12 protein-coding genes are annotated in these 13,545 nt (G+C 64.1%); 1 reads left to right on the top strand and 11 read right to left on the bottom strand.

Annotated elements, in window-relative coordinates:
• From B7P44_RS24870 to B7P44_RS24815, 11 genes are all read right to left on the bottom strand, one after another.
• Positions 1-1,197, bottom strand: a complete 1,197-nt coding sequence (locus tag B7P44_RS24870; RefSeq protein ID WP_084908610.1) for a HEAT repeat domain-containing protein — start codon at positions 1,195-1,197, stop codon at positions 1-3.
• A 3-nt stretch (positions 1,198-1,200) separates the two neighbouring features.
• Positions 1,201-1,914, bottom strand: coding sequence for a hypothetical protein (locus tag B7P44_RS24865; RefSeq protein WP_084908609.1), 714 nt, complete (start codon positions 1,912-1,914; stop codon positions 1,201-1,203).
• Between the two features lie 40 nt (positions 1,915-1,954).
• On the bottom strand, positions 1,955-2,950 hold the full coding sequence (locus B7P44_RS24860) for a type VI immunity family protein (RefSeq protein ID WP_084908608.1): 996 nt from the start codon (positions 2,948-2,950) through the stop codon (positions 1,955-1,957).
• Between the two features lie 55 nt (positions 2,951-3,005).
• The gene (locus B7P44_RS24855) at positions 3,006-3,647 is read right to left on the bottom strand and encodes a hypothetical protein (RefSeq protein ID WP_133117904.1); all 642 of its coding nucleotides are present in this window, start codon (positions 3,645-3,647) and stop codon (positions 3,006-3,008) included.
• A gap of 9 nt (positions 3,648-3,656) precedes the next feature.
• On the bottom strand, positions 3,657-4,187 hold the full coding sequence (locus B7P44_RS24850; RefSeq protein WP_157721100.1) for a DUF4150 domain-containing protein: 531 nt from the start codon (positions 4,185-4,187) through the stop codon (positions 3,657-3,659).
• Complete coding sequence (locus B7P44_RS36690) at positions 4,147-5,250, bottom strand: hypothetical protein (RefSeq protein WP_133117902.1); 1,104 nt, start codon at positions 5,248-5,250, stop codon at positions 4,147-4,149. The genes B7P44_RS24850 and B7P44_RS36690 overlap by 41 nt, the downstream gene beginning before the upstream one ends.
• Entirely contained in the window at positions 5,228-6,253 is a 1,026-nt protein-coding gene (locus tag B7P44_RS24840; RefSeq protein WP_084908604.1) for a DUF2169 family type VI secretion system accessory protein, read from the bottom strand. The genes B7P44_RS36690 and B7P44_RS24840 overlap by 23 nt, the downstream gene beginning before the upstream one ends.
• A 9-nt stretch (positions 6,254-6,262) precedes the next feature.
• Positions 6,263-6,721 carry a DUF6484 domain-containing protein gene (locus B7P44_RS24835; RefSeq protein WP_133117901.1) on the bottom strand — a complete coding sequence of 153 codons (459 nt, stop codon included), beginning with the start codon at positions 6,719-6,721 and terminating at the stop codon, positions 6,263-6,265.
• Positions 6,722-6,808: 87 nt separating this feature from the next.
• Positions 6,809-8,920 carry a type VI secretion system Vgr family protein gene (locus B7P44_RS24830; protein ID WP_084908602.1) on the bottom strand — a complete coding sequence of 704 codons (2,112 nt, stop codon included), beginning with the start codon at positions 8,918-8,920 and terminating at the stop codon, positions 6,809-6,811.
• 616 nt (positions 8,921-9,536) lie between these two features.
• Positions 9,537-11,054 carry a CoA-acylating methylmalonate-semialdehyde dehydrogenase gene (locus tag B7P44_RS24820; protein WP_084908601.1) on the bottom strand — a complete coding sequence of 506 codons (1,518 nt, stop codon included), beginning with the start codon at positions 11,052-11,054 and terminating at the stop codon, positions 9,537-9,539.
• 54 nt (positions 11,055-11,108) lie between these two features.
• Positions 11,109-12,467 carry an omega-aminotransferase AptA gene (locus B7P44_RS24815; protein ID WP_084908600.1) on the bottom strand — a complete coding sequence of 453 codons (1,359 nt, stop codon included), beginning with the start codon at positions 12,465-12,467 and terminating at the stop codon, positions 11,109-11,111.
• 104 nt (positions 12,468-12,571) lie between these two features.
• Here B7P44_RS24815 and B7P44_RS24810 point away from each other — a divergent pair, with 104 nt between their 5' ends.
• The gene (locus B7P44_RS24810) at positions 12,572-13,525 is read left to right on the top strand and encodes a LysR family transcriptional regulator (protein WP_231716829.1); all 954 of its coding nucleotides are present in this window, start codon (positions 12,572-12,574) and stop codon (positions 13,523-13,525) included.
• Positions 13,526-13,545 lie beyond the last annotated feature (20 nt).

Here is a 13,545-nt window from a genome sequence, read left to right as displayed (position 1 = left end):
TCAGCCGGTCAGCCGCCGCGCCGGGCCTCTCTTCAAGGCCCGGATTTGCGCAAACGCAGGCATGTCGATATCGACGCCGTGCCCCAGCACATGCCCGAGCCAGTAGCTGGCAATGACACGCTGCAGCTGGAATCCATCGCGAAGAATCAGCAGCGCACGTTCCGGCGTCAATTGCCCACCATCAAGGACGTGTTCGTGCGCACGCGTACCCTTTCCGGACGGGAAGCCGGGCGGGTCCGTCGCATCCGCCCTTGCGTCCCGTACGGATACGCGTGTGCCGCCTTCGGTACGCTGCCCGGCAACCGCCATATGGCACAACGTCGCGACCGGCGAGAGCGACGCATCAGCCATTTTCTCGCGCAAGTAACCCGACATCGACGGCACGCCCGAGAACGCCGCGAACAGCAGCGCCTCCGACCCTTTCCCGCCCATCTCGAGTCGCTTCACCCATTCCGGCACGACTGCCCGGTGAAGCGCGACCGCCGCGCGGAACAACACTTGATGGTCCTGGATATCCTCCCAGCCCAGGCCCCAGATCCGTTCCGTCGCGGCCGCCGGCGTCAGTCGCAACAAGGCGCCCAGCGCCGCACGTTTGACTTCCGGATCGGCATGGTCGGCCAGGTCATCCATGTCGGCTTTGAAGCGCTCCAGGCCGTATTCGCCGATCGTATTTGCAACGGCAATCAACACGTCGTTCGGAGAATGCGTCGGTATCGATGCGACGAGTGCGTCCGCCTCGTCGGCCGTCTGGATCATCGACAGCCGAAGCACGCAGGCAAGCGCACGATCGGCAGGTTCAACGTCCGGAGCAGCTCCAGAGGCCCGGCAGTACGGAACCCAGCGGCCGACGTTCCTGATCAATCGGCGCGGCGAACCCGACGCGCCGAACCATGAAAAGAACACGACTTGCCGCTCGGCATCGGAACCGGCCAGGGCCATCACGCCCGCTGCAAACAAAAGCTCATCGGATAGCCCGTCTCGTTCGATACGCTCCGTCAAACATCGCCAGGCGATCCCGGGACGAAGCGTCAGCCCTCGCAAATGCCCCAGAATCCGCTTGTCGAGCCGAACGAATTCGGCGAGCACGAGATCCGATACCCGCATCGACCGTTCGCGCATGCGGACGAGGTACTGCAACTCGTCGAGATGCTCTTCACAGAACCCTCGATCAAAGTCGGCATCGGAGAGTGCGCCCATACGCTATTCGACCGTCACATCGACGACCGGATTGCCCGCATCGGTCTGTTCAAGCAAGAAGCGCTTGATCAGTTCGAAACTCGCAAAATCGATGGCGAAGCATTCCTCGAACTCCAGCGCGATCGTGCCCGGATCGTACTGGAACGCGGCCACGAACAAGGTTCCCGCCTTGCCAGGAGCAACGCCCGGCGGCGTAAATCCCCCGCACATCGCCACGTTGCCCCAGATCGAGAACTGCTTGCACAACTGATCCGCGCGCGCCTTCTCGAGCGGCGCCCGATACTGGACATAGATCATGCATCCTCGAATCGGCACGCTCTCATCCAGATCCACCGTGAACGCAAACGGCACGGAAGCCTCGTGGCGCGGGAAATCGACGTTCTCCAACGTCAGCGGCTCGTGGTTGCCGGCCGCCACGAACGAGGCTTCGATCGCCCTCATGCCGAGCAGGTTCTTTGCGATCAGAAGATGGCTGACAGGCAAGCCGGGCGCATCGATGTGCCACGCTGCCGTGTCGCGCGCATCGCTGAACCGAGGGCCCGTCAAAACGACGCGCGGCCTTTCGGGGCGCCGGGAGACAGGGTCGTCGGGCACCACGAATCCGGCGTTGATCAGGTCGGCAAACATCCGAACGGGATCCCGCAGCTCGACAGGAAGATCGTCGAGGTGTTCGAGCTCCGCGATGCCCGGCCCGGTGCCGCGTATGTCGAGTTTCACCGCATCGTTCTCCTGATGACGCCCAGTATTGCGTTCGAGATCACTGAGGCGTGTCGAATGCGCCAAGCCAGTCTGCCGCGGCCTGGTCATCGAGCACATGCGACAGGTGACCACCGTCGATGGATTCCAGCCGGGCCGGACGAAGCAGATGCGCAACCGACTGATAAACGGGCACGAAGTCGCCCTGGGCGCTGTCGCCGATTTTTGGCGTCCCGCCCGCCTCGATAAGCAGACCGTGACTCAGGCCGTGCACGCGGATGCCGTCCAGCTGATGCAGCTGCGCTTCGAGCGAGCTCGGTGCGCTCAATCGCTCGACCTGCTTCTCATTGACAAAAGACAGCCAGTTGACACGCTTCAGAAATGTCCGGCGCGATGGCTTGGCGCTGCCGGGGAGCTGATCGATCTTCAGCAACCCGAAGCGCACGCCGATCATGCGCGCGGCAACATCGAGCCCCGGATAACGCCTGATGGCCGAAGCGACATGCCTCGTCGCTTCGCGAGACGATTCGATGGTCGGGAAGTTGATCGGAAAATTCAGCCCGATTCCGCAGGACCCGGAAATGAACGTGCCTTTGGAAAGGATCTCCAATCCCTTGATCCAGTCGATCAACCTGTTTTCGACCACGAGAGGATGGTCGAGCGGTATCGCACACGCAACCGCCGAATAAGGATAGGCGCCGCGCGCCGGCGGCTCGGCCGTCCTGGATCGCGGCCAGAATTCCACGACCAGTTCCGATGACGTTGCGCCCTCTTCGGCGCCGCTCATCAGGATGAAATACTGCTTGCCGGGCGAGTAAGCGGGGTTTGCGCACCATGTCGGCACCAGCGTTTCCGAGCGACCGGATACACGCTTTCTTCGCCCGCTTCCCAGGTCGTAGTGCGTCAGGCCGTCACCGAGCGCATCGCGCGCCTTCTGATAGAAGTCGAGTATCTCCGGCCCTTCCGCATATTCGAGAAATATCTCCAGCCACAGGCATGGGCTGACGAGGCGAACGCCGTCCGCTTCGTATGACAGGTCGTCTACCGGAATCTTCATGTATCGATGTCCTGTATTCAGGTGATGAGGTCACGCTCGGACGGCGTCGCCGGCATTACGGCACAATCGGCTCTCCCTCCAGGAAGCCTCCGCGCCCCCCCAATAATCTGCCGCCCAGCTCCCCGATGCCCTGGAGACCCCTGCCCGCGGCCGCAAACCCTTCCTGCAGCGCCTGCGCCGTCGTTGGATCCATGCCCTGGAACAGCAGCGGGTCCTGTGCAAACGACGCGCTTGGCGAGACGACCAGTTGCTCGACTTTCGTCTCTTCATTGCACTTGCACGATTGTTCGCTCAATTCGGGCGTGTTGTCGTAGGGATCCTTCCCGCCGTTCTGCTGCTTGTTGATTTGCCCATAATCTTCTTTCTGGGTGCCGCCGCTGTTGCCGATTTTCGTTCCCCACTTGTCGGGCTGACCGTTTTCGCGGTTGAACTTGAGATCGACGACGCTTTTGGTCCCGTTCTGGGTGATCGTCAGATCCGGTCGGCGAACCTGGGTGGCAACCGCGCCCATGAATCGTCGGATCGCCTGCCACCAGCCGTCGTAGTTCGAAATCCACTGACCGTTTTCGAGCCCCCAGGTCTGCTGCGAATCGATATCCATCGACTCGTCGCCGGTCGTTTCCTTGACGGTATCCCAGGCAGCCTGAAAGCACTTCTCCTTGCCCGACATTTTTCCTTGAGGTTCCTTGCTCGCCATCACGCGCTCCTACGCCATCATGTTGCCGCTCATCTTGACCACGAAGTCCTTGCCCTTCTGCTCGTCCGCGCCTTTCTGGTTGCACCAGCAAAAGATCCGGCACAGCAGCCCGCCCGGCGCAAGCAGATTGCCCTGGACCTCGGCAGGACTCCCCGTGTTCGAAGCATTGCCGTTCATCATCATCGGATCGGACAACCGGGCCGCATTGCGGCTTTCGATCCTGACGTCGAAGCTGTAGTTGGTGAATTTTGCCCAGCCTCGATTGACGCCCGATATCACCCCGCCGCCGACGCCCGGCTCGTTGCCGTAGCTCGGCCGGAATTCGGACTCCTTCAACGCAGCGGGAACCCCGTTGGCCTTGACGCTTCGCGATCCGTTGACGAGATCCCTGGAGAACGCGGTATTCACGTACGGCACGACACCCGCACCGGGTGTCTTGCAGAAATCCGGCCCGGCGCTCGTGACGGAGCCATCGCTCTGCTGATGAACGATCGTCAGCTTATTGACGATAACGGTCGGGATCATGACTGCCTCCTGCATCGATTCGTTCGAGCACGACGGACGCCCGCCAGGGGTTGACATCGGATGAAGCAAACACGAGCACCTGACGGAAGTCCTCGACGCCGCCAAGCAAGTCGCTGCAGGCCAGCAGGCAGTTCAGCGCGGCCGACGCCGCACCCGTATCCCCCCATATCTCGGCGGGGTGCCGCACATCCAGCGGACTGCGAAATTGCCGTCCATTGCGCAGGGACGCAAAATCCCACTCGGCGCTGCGCCAGGTTTCGCCGTTCAGGTCGCCGTAGCAGCAGTCGATGGCGTCTCTCCCGGCCAGCGCCTGCGCGATCGCAGAGGTCAGGCCGTGTCCCTGCGAGGCCTGCCCTTCGAACCACAGATCCGGTTCCGCATCGAAACCGACTTCGTGAATCCGGACAAACGGCCGGCCGGCATCGGCTCGGGCATCGGCTCGGTGCACGACGGCAAATGCTGCGCCTTCTCCCGCGGAAAATCCAAATGGCGCGTCCGGCGCTTTCAAACGCCGGGATTGCTCGAGCCAATGGAGATAGTCGAGATCCGCCAGCGAATCGGCGCTACCGACAACGCAAGCGTCATACCGACGTGTACGAATGAGCCGGCCTGCGGCCGCGAGCGCGGCGAGGAAACCGGCATGCCCGGTATCGAAGATGCGACTGGCCGCCTTGTCGATGCCGTCGTGAGCATCGCAGATCTCGCCGGCCATCCGCCGGGCAGCCTGCGACGCCAGTCCCACCCGGTGCGGGGGCAAGGCCAGGAGAACCGGCACGCGCGACCTCGTCGCCGGCACGGCGTCCAGCGTCTCCCGGCTTGCGTCCAGCGCCTCCTTGAGTGCGTGCCGGCCGAGCGCGACGATGCGCTCCTCGATGGACATCGCGTCGTCAAGACACATCAGCCTCGCAACCTTGATGTCCTCTCCGGTTCTCGCACTGGGATGGCGTCGTGAATGGGCCAGGCGCGGACAGCCGGCGAGGACCGCGTTGACCGTCTGCGCGGCGGTCAGCCCGGCGGACGTCACGCCGCCGAACCCGGCAAACGCGACCGTCCCGCTAGATTCCGAAACGTCTTCCATTCTGTGCGTTGACCTTCGTATCGATATGGGTCATTTCGACCGCGCGGGCGTCGCGCCCACAGTTCAGGACGCTGCGCCAGACCAGCACGACCTGGCGTCGGTCGGGTTCGATGATCACGCGATCGAGTTGCTCGGCCTGCCGGATTCGTTGATTCCCCACATACGTCAGGATGTTGAAGAAAACCCGGGGCAGGTTGAATTCGATCCTCGCCTGACTCGCGAGATTGACGAGAACGACGGGCTCTCCGCCGCTCAACGGGGTACGGGTCGTCATGCCCGGCGCGCCGGCATTGAAGAACAGCGGATCGAAATCCCGCGGCACCAGCGGTGCACGCGTACGTATCCAGTGTTCGTCGGCCGTTCCGGCCAAGCGCTTGCGCGATGGCCACGCCGCCGGAATGGCGGCCAGGCCGGCCGGTTCCGGACGATCCTTCCACGAGCGGATCAACGACGACGGATCTTCGACCCGGGGCAGTTTCCGGTTGACGGCATGCGTGCTGCTCGTGCAGTACCCGAGTCCGATCGGATTCGGTTCATAGACGCTGTCGTCCCCGTCGCACGCGCCGCCGAACGCGAATTCGTAGCGAATCGGCAGCGTCGCGAACGGCTCGGGTTCGGAGACCCTCAGTCTCGTCAGGCCTCGCGCCCAGTGCCGGTCGCCGAAGACACGCACCGTCTTCTTGACGGGGCCCACGGCGGCGCCCGCATCGATGTGCGGCACCGGCTGCCCGTCGGGTGCATAAGCCGAGGCATTGATGATCACGGCCGTGCCCGGATGCGCGAATACGATTTCGGCATCCCTTCGCAAGGTCGAAGCCCCGGCCTCGCCGAAATATTCCGGGGCTGTACTGACCGGTTCCTGCGCGTTCGCCAGGTCCAGCGACCCGTCCGGATAAAACGCGTACGTCGCCTTGATGACGACCACCCAGACGTGTTCGCCGCGCTCGTTATAGAGAATCGCGCGTTCCGTCGAGAACGGCGTGACATTCACCAGCTGCAGCATGACGCGCGCCTAGTTGATTTCCACGGTGGCGCCGCGAATGCGCTGGGTGCCGTCGGCATAGCTGGCGATGTATTTTCCCCGGACGACGACCCGGCCATCGCTGCTCATCGACAGGCTCGACGCCCCGCATCGGAACGACAACTCATGCGCCGAATGAAACACGACCGATCCGTTGATGATCTCGGCCGATACGCCGTTCGAAACGCTCGCCTGCCGGATCAGGCCCAGCACGATGGGGCGAGCAGGATCGCCTTGGACAAACAGCAGCGCAACCCGACGTCCGACAGCGGTCGCCTCGATCCGGGCGGCACAGACCGCGTGCAGCGCCCTCCCCACGGGATTGTCCGGATAATCGACGAACACGTTGCCATCCGCGCTCACGGACGCAATCGCGCCAAGCGTGATTTCGTCATTTCCACGCGGCCGGGCATCCGTGGCCGGAGCCTGAAATTTTTCGATCAAACCCATCTCGACCTCTGCGTTAGTCTGTGGACCGCGACCTTCGAGCATCCCGCCGGTGCCCCGCCCGCTGCTCCGTGACATCCGGATCGTGCGTCAGGGATTGATATCGACCTTGTTGCCGTTGATGCGGATCGGCCCCGAGCCGTCGATCGTGATGCTCGCGCCGCTGACGGAAATGTCACCGTTGCTGTCGAGCACGATCGTCGCCTTGCCGACCTTGATTTGCAGACGGTCGCCCGCCCGGATGGTGTAGGTCTTCCCGACGACGGTGCTTTTCGACAGTCCGACCTCCTCGGCGCTCGCCAGCCCGACCGCCGTATTCATCGCGCCGCCGACCGTGACGGCGTAGCCGGCCCCGATCGACAGTGCCTTGGCCAGTCCCACCGTCTCGGTCGACGCGAGCGCGATCAGCAGGTTCTGCAGCCCGTCGATCGTTTCATTGCGGTTCCCGCCGACCGTCAGCGTCTCGTTGCTGCCGACCCGCTCGGTACGATTCGCGCCGATCGTGATCGTCTCGTTGTTGCCGACCGTCTCCGTCCGGTCGTGGCCGACCTGCACGGTCTCGTCGTGATCGATGGTCTTGGCGCGATCGTGGCCGACCGTATGCGACTCGTCGTTCTCGACCTCGAGGCGCTGATCCTTCTCGGCGTGGATCCAGACTTCCTCCTGGCCTTTCTTGTCCTCGAAGCGAATCGCGTTTGCGTTCGCCGCGCTCGCCTCCTTGCTCGACCGCGTGAGGATGCCGCTCTGCGTCGCATTGGCCGGCAACGCCCACGGCGGCATGTTCTGCGCGTTGTAGACGCGCGACGTGATCAAGGGCCGATCCGGATTGCCGTCGAGGAACGAGACCACCACTTCGTCGCCGATCCGCGGAATCTGAATCGCGCCGAAGCCGCCGCCTGCCCAGGGCTGCCCCACCCGCACCCAGCACGAGCTGGCCGCGTTCTTCTGGCCGAGGCGATCCCAATGGAACTGCACCTTCACACGACCAAGGCTGTCGGTATAGATCTCCTCGCCCTTCGGGCCCACCACGATGGCCGTCTGCGGCCCGGCGATGACCGGACGCGGAATCGACAGCGTCGGCCGGTACGGAATCTTCTTGCGGATGCACTGGAAGCTCGCCGAATATGACGCCGAGCCGTCATTCGACTGGTAGTTGTTCACGCCGTGGTGCCGAACGGCCGTGATCAGGAACTCCTGGTCTTCCTGGCTGCCGCTGCCCCGGTCGTAGTGGTCGTTCAGCTTGAAGCAGCGGTTCGGCGCCATGGTGCGGCTGTTGGTCGAACCCGAAAACCCCTTGCCGCTGGCCGCCAGCGCCTCCAGGCGGAAACGTGCGAGCTCCTCGCCGCGGTCCGTCGAATCGAAGCCGTGCAGCCCGAGGTAGTCGTACACCTCATAGTGGTCGACCTGGCCCTGTTCGATCGGCGTATTGCCCGACACATAGCGCCGGGCATTGGGCACCTTGTAGTCGAACGTCTTCACGCTGACCGTATCGGACGACAGCTGGCGCTGCGCGACCCACTGGGTTATCACGCCCTCGTCGTCGAAGACTTCGCCGGTCGCGTAACGCAGCGCAACCTGCCCGTCGATCGGCTTCGCATGGGTCGACATGTCCGTCACGATCAGCTTGTGGCCGTCTTCCTTGTGCTCGAAGCAGAAGTACAGCCCCTCCTGTTCCATCAGGCGCAACACGAAATTGAGATCCGTCTCGCGGTACTGGGTGCAATAGCTGTAGGGCTTGATCGCGCGGGACACGCGGAACTCGTACGACGCAAGCTTCGCGTACTGGGAAAAGACCTTGCCGAGAATGTCCTGGACGTTCTGTTCCTGGAAAATGCGGGAATCCACGCGTCGCGACAGCATCCAGAGCCAGGGGCGCACGGACGCCGTGTAGCTCGCGAGCCCGCCGTCCGTGCCCACGTGCGCGAAATGCGTCACGTAGCCGTGGAAGTACCGGACTTCGCTGCTGCCGAGCGCGTTCGTCAGTTGCAGCGACGCGGTCACCGGCTGCCCGATCATCTGCTTCAGCTCGATGTTCGGATTGCGTGATGCCAGGCCGAGCTGCATGTCGAACAGCATCGACAGGCCTTCGCTGCACTGGAAGTCGCTGAGAACGAGTTCGGACGTCCCGGACAAGGGCGTCTTTACAGTCAACAGGCGACTGTTTTGCAGGTTCATGAACCCTGCAACGTCGGACAGCTGCATGTGGTTCCCCTCGGAATGCCTTCGTCATTGTTAATGGCATTCAAGCGACGAAATCATAATCCATGAATGACGCCGCCGGGGAAACAGGATAAACATTTTGAAATTTTAAATTTCAAACAAGTTATATGTCCCCAAATAGATATCGAAACCCGCACTTGATTACTTTAACCTTTCGAGACTTCGAAAGTCTTTGACCTTGCCGGTTCCACATCGCCGGGAATTCGCCATTCCGGCGTCTCCGGCTGCCGGAGCGGGTCCGGATTATCTTGATGCGCGGCCGGTGGGTCAGATGCCCATGCAGGGTTATTTTTACAATTACCTGTCCGGCATTATCCGTTCGATGTCATGCCGAAGTCCGCCGCATTATGGGAGCCGTATTGCCGCCGGTCCGACGCCGAATTTCACCTGTCGAAATTCGCCGACCGCGTGCTCGGTCGCAACGCAGGCATGATTGACTTCGACGGCACGGCGGCTTCCCGCCTGAAGCGGTCGTTCAGGCTGCCGATTCCGGCACGCCCCGTTCCAGCAGCCTCCCGATCGTTCAGGGCCCGTTCACACTGATGACAGGCTTGCGCCGCCCGCCGAACCGGCGGGCGTCACGCGCGTGCGATGCGCGTCAGCGATTCGACGGGAAGCTGAACACCGTCCCTTCGCGCACGCCGGCCGACGGCCAGCGCTGCGTGATCGTCTTGCGCTTCGTGTAGAACCGCACCGCGTCCGGACCATACGCGTGCAGGTCGCCGAACAGCGAGCGCTTCCAGCCGCCGAACGAGTGATACGCGACCGGCACCGGCAGCGGCACGTTGATGCCGACCATGCCGATCTGGATGTTGTCGCTGAAGAAGCGCGCCGCTTCGCCGTCGCGCGTGAACAGGCACGTGCCGTTGCCGTATTCGTGCGCGTCGATCAGCGCCATCGCCTCGTCGAGCGACTTCACGCGCACGACGCCCAGCACCGGCCCGAAGATCTCGTGCTGGTAGATCGGCATGCCCGGCTTCACGTCGTCGAACAGGCACGGGCCGAGGTAGTAGCCGCCGTCGTGGCCGTCGACCTTCACGCCGCGGCCGTCGACCACCAGCTTCGCGCCGGCTGCGATGCCGGCCTCGACGAAGCCCGTCACCTTCTCGAAGTGCTGCTGCGTGACGAGCGGGCCCATGTCGATGCCGGCGCCGGTGCCCGGGCCGACCTTCATCTTCGCGATCTCGGCCGTCAGGCCCGCGACCACCTTGTCGCCTGTTTCGTCGCCGATCGCGACGACCAGCGGAATCGCCATGCAGCGCTCGCCGCACGAGCCGTACGCGGCGCCCATCAGCGCGTTGACCGCGTTGCCGATGTCGGCGTCCGGCATCACGACCGCGAAGTTCTTCGCGCCGCCGAGCGCCTGCACGCGCTTGCCGTGCGCGCAGCCGGTCGTGTAGATGTATTCGGCGATCGGCGTCGAGCCGACGAAGCTCACCGCCTTCACGCGCGCGTCGGTCAGGATCGTGTCGACCGCTTCCTTGTCGCCGTTCACGACGTTCAGCACGCCCGGCGGCAGGCCGGCTTCGAGCGCCAGCTCGGCCATCCGCAGCGTCGACGACGGCGTGCGCTCCGACGGCTTCAGCACGAACGTGTTGCCGCACGCAACCGCCATCGGCCACATCCACAGCGGCACCATGATCGGGAAGTTGAACGGCGTGATCCCCGCCACGACGCCGAGCGCCTGAAACTCGCTCCACGAGTCGATCGCCGGGCCGACGTTCTTGCTGTGCTCGCCCTTCAGCAGCTCGGGTGCGTAGCTCGCGTATTCGACGTTCTCGATGCCGCGCTGCAGTTCGCCCATCGCATCGGCGAGCACCTTGCCGTGCTCGGCCGTGATCAGCGCGCACAGCTCGTCCGCGTGTTCCTCGAGCAGCGTCTTGAAGCGGCTCATCACGCGCGCACGCTTCAGCGGCGGCGTGTTGCGCCAGGCCGGATAAGCCGCCTGCGCGGACGCGATCGCGGCCTCGACGGTCAGCTTGTCGGCGAGCACGACGCTCTTGTTCGACTCGCCGGTGGCCGGATCGAACACCGGCTGGACGCGGCTGCCGCCGTCGACGCGCTTGCCGTCGATCAGGTGGCCGAGGATGGAGGTGACGTTGCTATCGTGTTTCATCGTTGAGACTCGTTCGTGAATTCGGTCATTCGTAAAGCCGGCTGCCGGCGTGGCTCAGGCCACTTCGTTCAGGGCGTCCGACAGCGCGTTGATCAGGTTGTCGATCTCGCGCTTCTCGGCGATGAACGGCGGCGCAAGCTGGATCGTGTCGCCGCCGTAGCGCACGTAGAAGCCTTTCGCCCAGCAGCGCATCGCAATCTCGTACGGCCGGCGCGCCGGTTCGCCGGGCAGCGCCGCGATCGTCAGGCCCGCGGCGAGGCCGTAGTTGCGGATGTCCGCGATATGGCGCTGGCCCTTCAGCCCGTGCACCGCCGCCTCGAAATGCGGCGCGAGCTCGCGCACGCGGGCGACCGCGTCTTCCTTCACGAGCAGGTCGAGCGCCGCGACGCCCGCCGCGCACGCGACCGGGTGCGCCGAGTACGTGTAGCCGTGCGGGAACTCGAGCATGTACTCGGGGCCGCCCGCGGCCATGAACGTGTCGTAGATGTCCTTCTTCGCGATCACCGCGCCGAGCGGCTGCGCGCCGTTCGTCACCTGCTTCGCGATGTTCATGATGTCCGGCGTCACGCCGAACGCTTCCGCGCCCGTCATCGCGCCGGCGCGGCCGAAGCCCGTGATGACTTCGTCGAAGATCAGCAGGATGTCGTGCGCGGTGCAGATGTCGCGCAGGCGCTGCAGGTAGCCCTTCGGCGGGACGACCACGCCCGCCGAGCCCGAGAACGGCTCGACGATCACCGCCGCGATGTTCGACGCGTCGTGCAGCGCGATCAGGTCGAGCAGGCGGTCGGCGAGGTCCGCGCCGTGCTCAGGCATCCCGCGCGAGAACTTGTTTTCCGGCAGTTGCGTGTGCGGCAGGAAGTCGGCGTCGAGGCCCTGGCCGAACAGCTTGCGGTTCGGCCCGATGCCGCCGACCGAGATGCCGCCGAAGTTCACGCCGTGGTAGCCCTTCTCGCGACCGATCAGGCGCGTCTTCGTGCCCTTGCCCTTCGCGCGCCAGTACGCGCGGGCCAGCTTCAGCGACGTGTCGGCCGCTTCCGAGCCCGAGCCCGTGAAGAACACGTAGTCGAGGCCCGCCGGCGTCAGATCCTTGATCTTGTTCGCAAGCTCGAACGATTTCGGATGGCCGAACTGGAATGCCGGCGCGTAGTCGAGCTGCGCGACCTGGCGGCTCACCGCGTCGGTGATCTCGGTGCGGCCGTGGCCAAGGCCCGTGCACCAGAGGCCCGACAGGCCGTCGAAGATCTTCCTGCCTTCGGCGTCCGTGTAATACGCGCCCTTGCCCGACACGATCATGCGCGGGTCGGACTTGAACTGGCGGTTCGCGGTGAACGGCATCCAGTGCGCGTCGAGCCAAGCTGCGTCGGTGCGCAGCGACGTGTCTTCCTGTTGCGTGGCGGTAATGGCGTCGGTCATGTCGGTCGGCGCGGCGCGCCCCTCCTTCTTGGTAGATGTTGCGCATTGTCGGGACGACAATTAGTCTTTTGAATATCGCAATATCAATGTTCACTTGCGCAACTATGCAAGCAAAGAAACCGAAGAGTCGCGCGCTGCTCGGGCAGCTCAGCGACATGGACCTGCGCCTCTTGCGGGTCTTCAAGGGCGTCGTGCAGTGCGGCGGGATGGCGGCCGCCGAGCTGGAGCTGAACATCGGCATCTCGACGATCAGCCGCCACGTGAAGGATCTGGAAACGCGCCTCGGCCTCGTGCTGTGCCGGCGCGGCCGCGCCGGCTTCACGCTGACGCCGGAGGGGCAGACGGTGTACGAGGAGACACTGCGCCTGCTCGCGTCGATGGAGGCGTTCCGCAGCCGGGTCGACGGGATTCACGACCGGATGGGCGGCGAGTTGCACATCGCGGTGTTCGACAAGACGGCGACCAACCCGAACGCGCGCCTCGGCGACGCGATCCGGCAGTTCGCCGACGAGGCGCCGGACGTCGCGCTGAACCTGCATGTCGCTTCGATCAACGAGGTCGAGCGCGGGATCATCGACGGCAGTTACCAGGTCGGGATCATTCCGGCGCACCGCAGTTCAGGCAGCCTCGTCTATGCGGAGCTGTTCGACGAACGGATGCTGCTGTATTGCGGCCGCCAGCACCCGCTGTTCGACGCGCCGCATGGGAAGCTGACGTGGACCACGATCCGCCATCATGCGTTCGCGGGGCTGGGATTCCATTCGCCGAACATGGAACTGAGCCATCGCGCGAAGCTCACGCGGAGTGCGACCGCGTCGGACCAGGAGTCGATCGCGACGCTGATCCTGTCCGGGCGGTATCTTGGCTTTTTGCCGGATCATTACGCGGAGAGCTTCGAAAACAAGGGATTGATGCAGGCGATCGCGCCGCATCGGTTCTATTACACGTGCCGGTTTGTGAGCCTGCTAAGGCGCTCGCCTCGGCCGTCTAGGGCGGCGTTGTTGTTTCAATCTTGTCTGGAGGCGGCGCATGCGCGGGAGCGGGCTGGTGGTGGGTAAGCGTTTCCGACTGGCAAGCA

It is taken from the genome of Burkholderia ubonensis subsp. mesacidophila (assembly GCF_002097715.1).
In the GTDB taxonomy this organism is placed as follows: Bacteria; Pseudomonadota; Gammaproteobacteria; order Burkholderiales; family Burkholderiaceae; genus Burkholderia; species Burkholderia mesacidophila.
Note: the sequence above shows the minus strand (reverse complement) of the source record. Positions and strands in the feature narration are given on the sequence as shown.

Excerpts from the sequence above, each read along its gene's own strand:
- B7P44_RS24815 (WP_084908600.1), bottom strand. The coding sequence starts at position 12,467 with ATGACCGACGCCATTACCGCCACGCAACAGGAAGACACGTCGCTGCGC.
- B7P44_RS24870 (WP_084908610.1), bottom strand. The coding sequence starts at position 1,197 with ATGGGCGCACTCTCCGATGCCGACTTTGATCGAGGGTTCTGTGAAGAG.
- B7P44_RS24810 (WP_231716829.1), top strand. The coding sequence starts at position 12,572 with ATGCAAGCAAAGAAACCGAAGAGTCGCGCGCTGCTCGGGCAGCTCAGC.
- B7P44_RS24820 (WP_084908601.1), bottom strand. The coding sequence starts at position 11,054 with ATGAAACACGATAGCAACGTCACCTCCATCCTCGGCCACCTGATCGAC.
- B7P44_RS24855 (WP_133117904.1), bottom strand. The coding sequence starts at position 3,647 with ATGGCGAGCAAGGAACCTCAAGGAAAAATGTCGGGCAAGGAGAAGTGC.
- B7P44_RS36690 (WP_133117902.1), bottom strand. The coding sequence starts at position 5,250 with ATGGAAGACGTTTCGGAATCTAGCGGGACGGTCGCGTTTGCCGGGTTC.
- B7P44_RS24835 (WP_133117901.1), bottom strand. The coding sequence starts at position 6,721 with ATGGGTTTGATCGAAAAATTTCAGGCTCCGGCCACGGATGCCCGGCCG.
- B7P44_RS24830 (WP_084908602.1), bottom strand. The coding sequence starts at position 8,920 with ATGCAGCTGTCCGACGTTGCAGGGTTCATGAACCTGCAAAACAGTCGC.
- B7P44_RS24860 (WP_084908608.1), bottom strand. The coding sequence starts at position 2,950 with ATGAAGATTCCGGTAGACGACCTGTCATACGAAGCGGACGGCGTTCGC.
- B7P44_RS24840 (WP_084908604.1), bottom strand. The coding sequence starts at position 6,253 with ATGCTGCAGCTGGTGAATGTCACGCCGTTCTCGACGGAACGCGCGATT.
- B7P44_RS24850 (WP_157721100.1), bottom strand. The coding sequence starts at position 4,187 with ATGCAGGAGGCAGTCATGATCCCGACCGTTATCGTCAATAAGCTGACG.